The sequence below is a fragment of the Pseudomonas sp. NPDC088444 genome (assembly GCF_044900175.1).
Classification (GTDB): domain Bacteria; phylum Pseudomonadota; class Gammaproteobacteria; order Pseudomonadales; family Pseudomonadaceae; genus Aquipseudomonas.
Genome location: NZ_JBJDNK010000010.1, coordinates 209,367 through 221,161, shown reverse-complemented (window position 1 = coordinate 221,161; position 11,795 = coordinate 209,367). Strand labels below are relative to the sequence as shown.

The 11,795-nt window shown below is 61.7% G+C and carries 12 protein-coding genes; 7 read left to right on the top strand and 5 right to left on the bottom strand.

What is annotated here, in order from left to right:
- Positions 1 to 29: 29 nt before the first annotated feature.
- The 4 genes from purT to ACI2KB_RS20625 all read right to left on the bottom strand — a co-directional run bounded on the left by purT (position 30) and on the right by ACI2KB_RS20625 (position 2,781).
- On the bottom strand, positions 30 to 1,211 hold the full coding sequence (gene purT, locus ACI2KB_RS20640) for a formate-dependent phosphoribosylglycinamide formyltransferase (protein ID WP_404637372.1): 1,182 nt from the start codon (positions 1,209 to 1,211) through the stop codon (positions 30 to 32).
- A gap of 159 nt (positions 1,212 to 1,370) precedes the next feature.
- Complete coding sequence (locus tag ACI2KB_RS20635; protein WP_404637370.1) at positions 1,371 to 1,589, bottom strand: DUF1289 domain-containing protein; 219 nt, start codon at positions 1,587 to 1,589, stop codon at positions 1,371 to 1,373.
- Positions 1,589 to 2,113, bottom strand: a complete 525-nt coding sequence (locus tag ACI2KB_RS20630) for a gamma carbonic anhydrase family protein (protein ID WP_404637368.1) — start codon at positions 2,111 to 2,113, stop codon at positions 1,589 to 1,591. The genes ACI2KB_RS20635 and ACI2KB_RS20630 overlap by 1 nt, the downstream gene beginning before the upstream one ends.
- Before the next feature lie 56 nt (positions 2,114 to 2,169).
- Positions 2,170 to 2,781 carry a CoA pyrophosphatase gene (locus ACI2KB_RS20625; RefSeq protein ID WP_404637366.1) on the bottom strand — a complete coding sequence of 204 codons (612 nt, stop codon included), beginning with the start codon at positions 2,779 to 2,781 and terminating at the stop codon, positions 2,170 to 2,172.
- Between the two features lie 147 nt (positions 2,782 to 2,928).
- Here ACI2KB_RS20625 and ACI2KB_RS20620 point away from each other — a divergent pair, with 147 nt between their 5' ends.
- The 7 genes from ACI2KB_RS20620 to ACI2KB_RS20590 all read left to right on the top strand — a co-directional run bounded on the left by ACI2KB_RS20620 (position 2,929) and on the right by ACI2KB_RS20590 (position 11,457).
- Positions 2,929 to 3,480 (top strand): NUDIX hydrolase, encoded by a 552-nt coding sequence (locus tag ACI2KB_RS20620; RefSeq protein WP_404637364.1) that lies wholly within the window; start codon positions 2,929 to 2,931, stop codon positions 3,478 to 3,480.
- A gap of 52 nt (positions 3,481 to 3,532) precedes the next feature.
- Positions 3,533 to 4,096 carry a murein L,D-transpeptidase family protein gene (locus ACI2KB_RS20615; protein WP_404637362.1) on the top strand — a complete coding sequence of 188 codons (564 nt, stop codon included), beginning with the start codon at positions 3,533 to 3,535 and terminating at the stop codon, positions 4,094 to 4,096.
- A gap of 212 nt (positions 4,097 to 4,308) precedes the next feature.
- Entirely contained in the window at positions 4,309 to 5,040 is a 732-nt protein-coding gene (locus ACI2KB_RS20610; RefSeq protein WP_404637360.1) for a GntR family transcriptional regulator, read from the top strand.
- 17 nt (positions 5,041 to 5,057) lie between these two features.
- Complete coding sequence (nagA, locus tag ACI2KB_RS20605) at positions 5,058 to 6,164, top strand: N-acetylglucosamine-6-phosphate deacetylase (protein WP_404637358.1); 1,107 nt, start codon at positions 5,058 to 5,060, stop codon at positions 6,162 to 6,164.
- Positions 6,157 to 7,167 carry an SIS domain-containing protein gene (locus ACI2KB_RS20600; protein WP_404637556.1) on the top strand — a complete coding sequence of 337 codons (1,011 nt, stop codon included), beginning with the start codon at positions 6,157 to 6,159 and terminating at the stop codon, positions 7,165 to 7,167. The genes nagA and ACI2KB_RS20600 overlap by 8 nt, the downstream gene beginning before the upstream one ends.
- A gap of 39 nt (positions 7,168 to 7,206) precedes the next feature.
- The gene (gene ptsP / locus ACI2KB_RS20595) at positions 7,207 to 9,738 is read left to right on the top strand and encodes a phosphoenolpyruvate--protein phosphotransferase (protein ID WP_404637356.1); all 2,532 of its coding nucleotides are present in this window, start codon (positions 7,207 to 7,209) and stop codon (positions 9,736 to 9,738) included.
- Positions 9,739 to 9,819: 81 nt separating this feature from the next.
- Positions 9,820 to 11,457 (top strand): PTS transporter subunit EIIC, encoded by a 1,638-nt coding sequence (locus ACI2KB_RS20590; protein ID WP_404637554.1) that lies wholly within the window; start codon positions 9,820 to 9,822, stop codon positions 11,455 to 11,457.
- Between the two features lie 26 nt (positions 11,458 to 11,483).
- Here ACI2KB_RS20590 and ACI2KB_RS20585 read toward each other — a convergent pair whose 3' ends face one another.
- The gene (locus ACI2KB_RS20585; RefSeq protein WP_404637354.1) at positions 11,484 to 11,795 is read right to left on the bottom strand and encodes an NGG1p interacting factor NIF3; all 312 of its coding nucleotides are present in this window, start codon (positions 11,793 to 11,795) and stop codon (positions 11,484 to 11,486) included.

The following is an 11,795-nucleotide window of genomic DNA, read 5'->3' as shown; positions in this document are numbered from 1 at the left end:
AGGCGCCGTTTTTTATTTGCGGCTGAGGCTTACAACTGCACCTTCACCGCCATCGACGCGCGGGTCGCCTTGCGACGGGCCGCTTCGATGGATTCGTCACGCGCCAGGGCCACACCCATGCGACGCTGGCCGTTGACTTCCGGCTTGCCGAACAGGCGCAGCGCGGTGTCTGGCTCGCTCAGAGCCTGTTCCAAGTTGGCGAAGGCGGTCTGGGTCGATTGGCCTTCCACCAGAATCACCGAAGACGCCGATGGGCCGAACTGGCGAATCAGCGGAATCGGCAGGCCCAGGATCGCGCGGGCGTGCAGTGCGAACTGCGACAGGTCTTGAGAAATCAGGGTCACCAGACCGGTGTCATGGGGACGCGGCGACACTTCGCTGAACCACACTTGATCGCCTTTGATGAACAGTTCGACGCCGAACAGACCCCGACCGCCCAGTGCCTCGGTCACCGCTTTGGCGACACGCTCGGATTCTGCCAGCGCCACTGGACTCATGGCCTGTGGCTGCCAGGATTCCTGGTAATCGCCCTTCTCCTGACGATGCCCCACAGGTGCACAGAAGGTGGTGCCACCGACATGGCGCACGGTCAGCAGGGTGATTTCGTAGTCGAAGTCGATGAAACCTTCAATGATCACGCGGCCTTTGCCCGCGCGACCGCCTTCCTGCGCGTACTCCCAGGCCTTCTGAACATCGGCCTCGGTTTTCAGCAGGCTCTGACCTTTGCCCGACGAACTCATGACCGGCTTGACCACGCACGGGAAGCCCAGGTCTTCGACGGCCTTTTTGTAGTCTTCGAAGGTGTCGGCAAAGTGGTACGGCGAGGTGGGCAGGTCCAACTCTTCAGCGGCCAGACGGCGAATGCCTTCGCGGTTCATGGTCAACTGTGCGGCACGTGCCGTCGGAATCACGGTAAAGCCTTCGGACTCCAGTTCCACCAGGGTCGCAGTGGCGATGGCTTCGATTTCCGGGACGATGTAATGCGGCTTCTCGGCCTCGATCACGGCACGCAGCGCGGCGCCGTCGAGCATGTTGATCACATGACTGCGGTGCGCGACCTGCATGGCCGGAGCATTGGCGTAACGGTCGACGGCAATCACCTCAACGCCCAGGCGTTGCAGTTCGATCACCACTTCCTTGCCAAGCTCGCCGCAACCGCAGAGCAAAACGCGGGTCGCGGTCGGCGACAGTGGAGTTCCGATTTGAGTCATCTCAGGTCCTCGTGGAGCAGATATCGAGGGCAACCCGCCACAGGCGAGCAACCGCAGGGGAGAAAGGCGCGCAATTTACCATGAAGGCGGGGGGATGGGGTGTGGCAGCGGACAGGTGATCCCGAGAATGACGCAATTGCCGGCTCCCACAAATCGGTGTCAGCCCCTCGGTACCGATAACATCATCCCACTGGCCTTCGCGCGCTCGTCGCACAGCGCCAGCACCGCACGACGCTCATCGTTGGTCATGCGGCTCCAGCCGGTGATTTCGGCGACCGTACGCTGGCAGCCGACACAGATGTCGGCCTCGTCCAATGCGCAAATGCTGACGCAAGGCGAACGCACCGGTTTTTCGCGAATAGGGAGTTCAGTGGACATCAATCTTCCTGCGGGGCCAGTTCCCGTGCATAACGCTGCGCATTGTGCACGTAATGAGCGGCGCTGGCTTCGAGCATCTTCTTTTGCGCGTCGCTCAGTTCACGCACGATCTTGCCCGGCGAGCCCATGACTAACGAGCCATCGGGAATGACCTTGCCTTCGCCAATCAGAGAATTGGCGCCAATGATGCAGTATTTGCCGATCTTCGCGCCATTGAGGATCACCGAGTTGATGCCGATCAGGGTGTTGTCGTCGACCGTGCAACCGTGAAGCATGACGTTATGACCGATGGTCACGTTCTTGCCGATGGTCAGCGGTGAACCCATGTCGGTGTGCATCACGGTGCCATCCTGCACGTTGCTGTTCTCGCCAATGTCGATCAGCTCGTTGTCGCCGCGCAGAACCGCGCCGAACCAAACGCTGGCATTGGCCTGCAAACGAACCTTGCCAATCAGCGTGGCGGTGGGGGCGATCCAGCTTTGCGAGTGGGCTTCGACACGGGCATCGCCCAGGCGGTATTTCATCTTGTTTTCCTCATGGCTCGGCTCTTTGGCCGTGGGTCGAGCGCGGGGGCTCACGGTCAGGATTTCAGCGTCAGAATGGCCGAACGCTGCGGTGGATGGTGCAAATTGATATTGCTGTCGAACAGCACGTTCATCAGTTCCACGATCATGATTGCCGTCAGGCCCCAGATCTTGTACTCGCCAAACCGATAGCTCGGCACATACCAGCTACGGCCCTGATAGTCGATGCGATGGGTATGTTCACGGGCGTCTTCGCGAAAGAACGCCAGTGGAACGCTGAAAACGGCAGCAATTTCGCCATCGTTGGGGGTGTACTCGACAAAATCCGGGATGACGCCAACGTAAGGCGTGACCCTGATGCCGTGTTTGGAAATCAGCGGACTCAGTGGCCCGACGATTTCGACAAGACCCGGCGCCAGACCGATTTCCTCTCGCGCCTCACGCAACGCAGTGAACACCAGATCAGGGTCTTCAGGGTCTCGCCGTCCTCCGGGAAATGCGACTTCGCCGCCATGGGTCGACAGGCCGCTGGCGCGCAGGGTCAACACCAGTTCAGGGTCGTCGCTACGGGTGATCGGCACCAGCACGGCCGCTTCAGGAAAGCGCCCGTCGTTCTCCAGGGTGCCTGGCGTGTGGCTGTTGATACGGCGAAGTAGCTCGTCCAGCATGGGCGTTCTCGATCTAATGCCTGTCCGGCATGATGCACCAAAGCCGCGACGCGCCCAACCCCTCCTCCGTCGGTCGAAACACGGGCCTTGCTCCACACCCGCGCGGCACGCCAAGATAGCCGCTGACTTCAAGAACGCGATCCGATCATGAAATTCTGCAGCCACTGCGGCGAACAGGTCACCCAGCGCATCCCCGAGGGCGACAGTCGCCCCCGTTACGTGTGCGATCACTGTCACACCATTCACTACCAGAACCCCAATATCGTCGCTGGGGTATTGCCGGTCTGGGAGGGCAAAGTGTTGTTGTGTCGCCGCGCCATCGAGCCTCGGCTGGGCTACTGGACCCTGCCTGCCGGTTTCATGGAAAACGGCGAAAGCGTCGAACAGGCCGCACGCCGGGAAACGGTCGAAGAAGCCTGCGCCGTGCTGGAGGACCTGCACCTTTACGCAATGATCGATGTGCCACACATCAGCCAGGTGCACATTTTCTACCGCGCCAACATGGCCAGCGCCGACTTCGCTGCCGGGGTGGAGAGCCTTGAGGTGAAACTGTTCGAGGAGGCGGATGTACCATGGTCCGAGCTGGCTTTCCAGACGGTCCGGCGTACCCTAGAATGCTTCTTCAGCGACCGGCGGCATCAAGAATTCCCCGTGCGGACCGATTGCCTGTCTATCACCCCTCCTCTTAAAACCACTTGATCAGATGATGACGCGCGTTCGCCGATGCGCAGGCTTCAGGGATATTGTTGAAATGCGTGTGTTGCTTGCTGCTCTGTGCCTGTCGTTCGTTCCGTTGTCGCACGCTGCGTTTACCCAGACTATCGTGCCCAAGGGCAGCGAGCAGAAGTTCGTCGACGGCAAGGTCGTGGACACCCAGGACATCGCCAACCGCACCATCGACAAGGTGCTGGTGCTCAAGTCGGCGCATCAACTGCAACTGATGAGCAAGGGCGAGGCATTGAAGACCTACCGCATCTCGCTGGGCAAATCCCCCAAAGGGCCGAAGTTGCAGGAAGGTGACCAGCGCACCCCTGAAGGTTTCTACTGGCTGGACTGGCGCAAGACCAGCGATGCCTTCAATCTGTCGATGCACATTTCTTACCCGAACATCTCCGATTCCGCCCGCGCCCGCCGCGAAGGCGTGAACCCCGGCAGCATGATCATGATCCACGGCACGCCGATCAACGAAGAGTACCCGGAATGGTATTTCCACACGCTGGACTGGACCAATGGCTGCATCGCCATGAAGAACAGCGACATTCGTGAGGTGTGGGATCTGGTCAAAGACGGCACGATGATCGAGATCCGGCCATAGGCCAGTTTAATACCACTCAACGCGATTCACTGCTGCCAACGGCATAAATACGCGCCCACCACCACCACCACCACCACCACCGCCACCAAAACGTCACCACCCTGTGACCAAAAACCCTCCCATCTGATACCAATCCCGTTGACGTGGTATTCAAGTGGTATTACTTTCGACTGCATCTCCGAACATAAAACCAACCCCTTCGGACTCTTTTCATGCCATCGATCCTCGCCCTGCGTCCCGACGACAGCCAGCCCACGCCGCTTTATCTGCAACTGGCGCGCAATCTGGAAGCGGCCATTCATGCCGGTCAGTGGAAAGCCGAACAGGCGCTGCCGTCCGAACGCAACCTCAGCGAAACCCTGAACATTTCCCGGGTCACCGCCCGCAAGGCGCTGGAAATCCTGCTGGAACAAGGCCTGATCCGCCGCAGCCAAGGGTCAGGCACCTTTATTACGCCACGCCTCGAACAACCGCTGTCGCGACTGTCCAGCTTCAGCGAAATGCTGCGCCTGAAGGGATTCACCCCCAGTTCGCAGTGGCTGGAACGCAACATCGCCCTGCCCACCCACGAAGAACTGATCCGTCTCAGCCTGTCGCCGACCGAGAAGGTCGCCCGCCTCAAGCGCCTGCGCAAAGCCGATGGCATCGTCATGGCCGTGGAGTTAAGCACGTTGCCTGCCGCGTTGTTGCCCGACCCGCAAGCCATTGGCGATTCGCTGTACGCCCATCTGGATGCCATTGGCCGCCCCGTGGTGCGCGCGCTGCAACACATTCGCGCCATCAACGCCTCAGAGGAAATGGCCGCACTGGTCGGCATCGAAACCGGCACCGCCATGTTGCTGATGACCCGGATCGGTTATCTGGCCGACAACACCCCCATCGAGCTGACCGACACCTACTGCCGCGACGATTACTACGATTTCGTCGCCGAGCTTCGTCGATGAGCCAGCACGGAGCCTCCATGCCCGATTTCAACATCCTCACCCCCACCGGCTGGATACTCGGCGAATTGCAGCACCGTGACGGTCGGGTGATGAGTATTCACGGCGTCCCCTGCGACCCACAGGACAATGATCGGCCCTATCTGCTGCCCGGCTTCATCGACCTGCACGTCCATGGCGGTGGCGGGCGCGACATCATGGAAGGCGCCGACAGCTTCGCCACCATTGCCCGCACCCACCTGCGCTTCGGCACAACGTCGATGCTGGCCACCACCATGACCGCGCCGTCCGCCGAAATCGCTCAGGTGCTCGAACAATTGGGTGGGTTTTGTCAGCAGCGCGCACCGGAAACCGCCCGCGTATTGGGCGTACACCTGGAAGGCCCCTACATCAATCCCGGAAAACTCGGTGCCCAACCCAACCATGCCCATGCCGCGTTGCTGAGCGAGGTCGAGGCGTACCTGCGTCTGGCGCCGATCAAGGTCATCACCATCGCCCCTGAGATTTCCGGGCATGTCGAACTGATCAAGACCCTGTCATCCCGTGGTGTGCGGCTGCAAATCGGCCACACCTTGGGCAGCTATGAAGAAGGCGTCAAAGCCCTCGACGCCGGGGCGACCAGCTTCACTCACCTGTACAACGCCATGAGCCCGCTGCACCACCGCGAGCCAGGGATCGTCGGTGCGGCGCTGGCCCACGCCCGCTACGCCGAACTGATTCCCGACCTGCTGCATGTTCACCCCGGTGCAATCCGTGTCGCTTTGCGCTCGATTCCCTGCCTTTACTGCGTCACCGATTCGACCGCCGCCACCGGTATGCCGGACGGCGAGTACAAGCTCGGCAGCCACACCGTGACCAAATGCCTGGGCGGCGTGCGCCTGCCCGACGGCACCCTGGCGGGCAGCACCCTGACCATGGACCAGGCGCTGCGCAATCTGGTGAAGATTGGCCTGCCCTTGGCCGAAGCCTCACAACGCCTGTCGCAATTCCCTGCGGATTATCTGGGCATCGAAGAACGCGGCCGCCTGCAAATCGGCAGTTGGGCCGACGCCGTTTACCTGGACCGCGATCTGAAACTCACTTCCGTCATGGTCGAAGGAGAGACCCTTGAACTCGAAAATGCTTGATGAGGCACTGGCCTCTGCGCACGCAGTTCAGCGCCAACTGGAGGTGCTGGAACCCCGCCTGATCGACCTGGCCGCGTGCCTGCGTGAGTCAAATCCGCAGGTGATCCTGACCGTGGCGCGGGGCAGCTCTGATCACGCCGCCAGCTACTTCGCCTACCTGGCCATGCAATTGACAGGCGTGCCGGTGGCGTCGCTGCCGATGTCAGTGGTCACACTGCACGACGCCCCCATGCAGGTAAAAAATCAGCCGGTCATCGGCTTCTCACAATCTGGCCAAAGCCCGGACCTGGTGGGCAGCCTGCGCACGTTGCGCGAACGCGGGGCATTGAGCATTGCGATGGTCAACGCTGAAGGCTCGCCACTGGAACACGCCTGTGAGTACGTGCTGCCCCTCAGTGCCGGACCCGAGTTGAGCGTTGCCGCGACCAAAAGCTTCATCGCCACCCTGAGCGCCAGCGCCCGTTTGGTGGCTCACTGGCAGCAAGATACCGACCTGCTCGACGCGGGCAACACCTTGCCCGAGCGCCTGCGCCACGCGGCGCGTCAGGACTGGTCGACCGCGATCAATACGTTGCGTGGCTGTCAGCGGCTGATGGTCATCGGCCGTGGCACCGGCTTCGCCATCGCTCAGGAAGCGGCACTCAAGTTCAAGGAAACCTCCGGCATTCAGGCCGAGGCGTTCAGCAGCGCTGAAGTGCGTCATGGCCCAATGGCCCTGGTGGACAATCACTACCCGATGCTGATTTTCGCGCCCCGTGGCGCCGAACAGGCCAGCCTGTTGGCCCTCGCTGTCGACATGCGCTCGCGCGGCGCGAGTGTGTTGCTGGCCGCGCCCGAGAACATCGCCGAGCGCGACCTGACGTTGAGCTGCGCCGATCACCCGGCCCTCGACCCGATCCTCGCCATCCAGAGCTTCTACGTGATGGCCGCAGGCCTCGCCCGCGCCCGAGGGCTGAACCCCGATCAACCCAGGCACCTGAGCAAAGTCACCAAAACCCATTGATTCCGCGCCGCCTCGACCGACGCCAGCAAGGACGATGTCATGCATAACAATAAACAAATGACGTTCAGCGCCCCGTTCAGCGGAGCCGTACTGAAACGGGCGCAGATTCCCGACCCGGTCTTCGCCGAGGGCGCCATGGGCGACGGCCTGGCCATCGACCCACTGGATGACGTGCTGCATGCGCCGTTCGCCGGGGTGGTGATCAACGTCGCGCGCACCCGCCATGCGGTCAATCTGCGCGCCGACAATGGCAGCGAATGGCTGCTGCATGTGGGCATCGACACCGTCGGACTCAACGGCGACGGATTTGAAGCGCTGGTGACGGACGGTCAGCGGGTCGAGCAAGGCCAGCCATTGCTGCGCTTCGATCTGGACAAGGTGGCTTGCAAAAGCCGCAGTCTGATCAGCCCCCTGATTCTGCTTAACGGCGATCAGTTCGCGCTGTCCCCCGTCCGTGGGCCAGGCGCAGCCAACGTCGGAGAGCCACTGCTGGTCGTCACTTCGTTGGCCCAAAACACACAAAACACCTCAGATAGCGGTGTTCAGGCCAGCCAGGCCCGCGGTCGTATTCGCGTGGCCCACTCCGGTGGCCTGCATGCCCGCCCGGCAGCTTTGGTGCGTCAGACCGCTCGCCAGTTTGCCAGCCAGGTCGAGCTGCACTTTGCCGGGGTCAGTGCATCCACCGACAGCGTGACCGGCCTGATGGGACTGGGCGTGGCGGAGCAGGATGAAGTGGAAGTGGTGTGCCTGGGGCATGACAGCGACATCGCGTTACAGGCGCTGCTCAAGGCACTGTCGACACCTTCCGCTGACGAAACATCCCACGCCCCGCTGGCAGCCATCCCTCCTCGTGCCCACCCGAATACCGAGCAAGGCGTCATGCACGGCGTCATTGCCTCCCCCGGCCTGATCAGCGGGCCGCTGTTTCGGCTGGACACAATCGAACTGGATGAAGACACCGGCGATCACCGACCAGAAGAACAACGCCAGATTCTGAGCCACGCACTGGTAGAGGTCCGCGCCGATATCAGCGCATCGGTCGACTCTGGTCATCACGAGCAAAGCGCGATTTTTGCCACCCATTTGGCAATGCTCGAAGACCCGGCCTTGCTCGACGCCGCGTACGATGCCATCGATCAAGGCCGCAGTGCCACCCATGCCTGGAGCCAGGCAGTATTGGCCCAGTGCACAATGCTGGAAAAACTCGACAACCCGTTGCTCGCCGAACGTGCCAACGACCTGCGCGATCTTCGCCAGCGGGTGCTGTTGAACTTGTTGGGTGACGCTCGCGATGTGGAGATACCACCAGGCGCCATCATCGTCGCCCATGAGCTGACACCCTCGGACCTGTTGATGCTGGAACGCTGCGGTATCGGCGGCATCTGCATGGCCAACGGCGGCGCCACATCCCACGTCGCCATTCTGGCTCGCGGCAAAGGTTTGCCCTGTCTGGTGGCGATGGGTCCCGAGTTGCTCAATGTCGCGCAAAACCATGAAACCGTACTGGATGCCGATAACGGGCGCCTTGAACTCAAGCCTGATGACGCTCGCCTGCGGGAAATTCAGACACTTCGTACACAACGTTTCGAGCGACGCCAGCTTCAGCAGCAACAGGCCCACCCACCTGCGCTGACGCGAGACAGCGTGATTATCGATGTCGCTGCCAACGTCGTGTCCCGTGCTGATGCCGAGAACGCTCAACTTAACGGCGCGGACGGCGTGGGCCTGCTGCGCACGGAATTCCTGTTCGTCGACCGCAGCACCGCCCCGACCGAAGAGGAGCAATTGTCGGCGTACCAATCGGTGCTCGACGCCATGCCCGAGAAGTCGGTGATCATTCGCACCATCGACATCGGCGGCGACAAGCAACTGGATTACCTGCCCCTCCCCGCCGAAGCCAATCCGGTGCTCGGCCTGCGCGGCATTCGTCTGGGCCAGGCACGTCCCGAACTGCTCGATCACCAACTGCGTGCGCTGCTGCGGGTTCGCCCCTTGGCGCGCTGCCGAATCCTGCTGCCGATGATCACCGAAGTCAGCGAGTTGCTGGCGGTGCGGGCGCGCATCGACGAACTCGCACAGGAAACGGGACTCACCGAACGTCCCGAACTGGGCGTGATGATCGAAGTGCCATCCGCTGCGCTGCTCGCCGAGCAATTGGCCGAACACGCTGATTTTCTTTCCATTGGCACCAACGACCTGTCGCAGTACACCTTGGCGATGGACCGTGATCACGCCGGGCTCGCCGCGCGTGTCGACGCTCTGCATCCGGCCTTGCTCAGATTGATCGCCATGACCTGCTCTGCCGCCGACGCGAAAAGCCGTTGGGTTGGCGTGTGTGGCGCGTTGGCGTCAGACCCGCTGGCAACGGCTGCGCTGATCGGGCTGGGCGTGCGCGAGTTGTCGGTCAGCCCGCCACACGTCGCTGAAATCAAGGCACAGGTGCGCAATCTGGACACCCGGCAATGTCAGGCACTGGCACAGCACCTGTTGACCCTGACCAGCGCGCAAGCCGTCCGCGAGGCCTGTCGGACGTTTCAGACTCAAGTCCTGCCTCGCGCAGTCATCGCCTGAATAACAAGAACGAACAACCCAAGGAGAGACGCCGTGTATCAACACTTCATCGAGGGGTTACAGCGACTGGGGCGCGCGTTGATGCTGCCCATCGCCATTCTGCCCATTGCCGGATTGCTGCTGCGCCTGGGCGACACTGACCTGCTGGACATCGCAATCATCCACTCGGCGGGCAATGCGATCTTCAGCAACCTGGCATTGATCTTTTCCATCGGAATCGCCGTGGGGTTTGCCCGCGACAACAACGGCACTGCCGGGCTGGCCGGCGCGATTGGCTATCTGGTGATGACCTCGACGCTCAAGGTGCTCGACCCGCACATCGACATGGGCATGCTCGCCGGGATCATTGCCGGGTTGCTGGGCGGCGCGATGTACAACCGCTTCAAGGACATCGCCCTGCCCGAGTACTTGGCATTCTTTGGCGGACGGCGCTTCGTGCCGATTGTCACGGGTCTTTCGGCGGTGGCACTGGGCCTGTTGTTCGGCCTGATCTGGCCGCCGGTTCAGCAGAGCATCAATGGGCTGGGCCAACTGATGCTGGAAAGCGGGAGCATCGGCGCGTTCTTCTTCGGGGTGATGAACCGCATTCTGATCATCACCGGCCTGCACCATATCCTGAACAATCTGGTGTGGTTCGTCTTCGGCACTTTCTCGGACCCGGACACCGGACGCGCGGTGACGGGCGATCTGGCGCGTTACTTCGCCGGCGATCCCCACGCAGGCCAGTTCATGACCGGCATGTTTCCCATGATGATTTTCGGCCTGCCTGCGGCTTGCCTGGCGATGTACCGCAACGCGCTGCCGGAGCAACGCAAGCTGATCGGCGGAATCCTGCTGTCGATGGCCCTGACCTCGGCGCTGACGGGTGTGACCGAACCCATCGAATTCGCCTTCATGTTCCTTGCGCCCCTGTTGTACGTACTGCATGCGCTGTTGACCGGCCTTTCGATGGCGCTGGCGAACCTGCTGAATATCCATTTGGGCTTCACGTTTTCCGGTGGCGCCATCGACATGGCGCTGGGCTGGGGCAAGTCCACCAATGGCTGGCTGGTCTTCCCGCTGGGGCTGGCCTACGCGCTGGTGTACTACGTGGTCTTCGATCAGTGCATCAAGCGCTTCAACCTGAAGACGCCGGGCCGCGAACAGGCGGCGACCAGCGCCTCTCATATGACGCAAAGTGATCGTGCAGGGGCGTATATCAAGGCGTTGGGCGGCGCCGACAACCTGCTGAGCATTGATGCCTGCACCACGCGCCTGCGCCTGCAACTGGTGGACCGCAGCAAGGCGCAGGACAGTGAGTTGAAAACCCTCGGCGCGATGGCGGTGGTGAGGCCAGGCAATGCAGGGAGCCTGCAGGTGGTGGTGGGGCCAATGGCGGATGGGCTGGCGGATGAACTGCGTAATGCCCTGCCGCATGCGACAGGAGCTTCGGTGACTATCCCGACCGTTGATGCTGCAACGGGCCAGTTCATCAACCGCGTTCAAGCAGAGCAATGGTTCACCGCACTGGGCGGCAAGGCGGTGATGAGTGTCGAATGCGTGGCCCTGACGCGCCTGCGCGTGCAATTAAAGGAAGGACAAACGCTAGCGGTCAATCAACTGGACGCACTGGGCTCTCAAGGGGTGAGAAATCTGGGGGATGGCGTGTGGCATGTGTTGGTAGGGAATGACGCTCAAGGGCTGAGCGAGGCGTTGCGGGGGATGGTTAACGGAAGGTGACTGCTACAGAGAATTTGCGGTGGACGCTAGAAATCCGCGAGCTTCCACACTTCATAAGCCGGGGTTTCGTAGGGGTGGGTGCTTTTGAGGGCCGCCACCGCCTGCTGAATCAACTCATCGGCCACCACAAGCTCGACCTTCCACTCGTCCACCGTCTCGACCTGGCCAGCCTGCCCAATGAACGGCTGGCTGCCGTCCAGCGGGCGGAACTGGCCTTGACCGAGCACCTGCCATGAGCAGCTGTCATACGCGCCGATTCGCCCTGCACCGGCGGCGAACAACGCGCTTTTGACCTGCTCCACATGGCTCGGCGGCACGAAGAAGGCGAGCTTGTACAT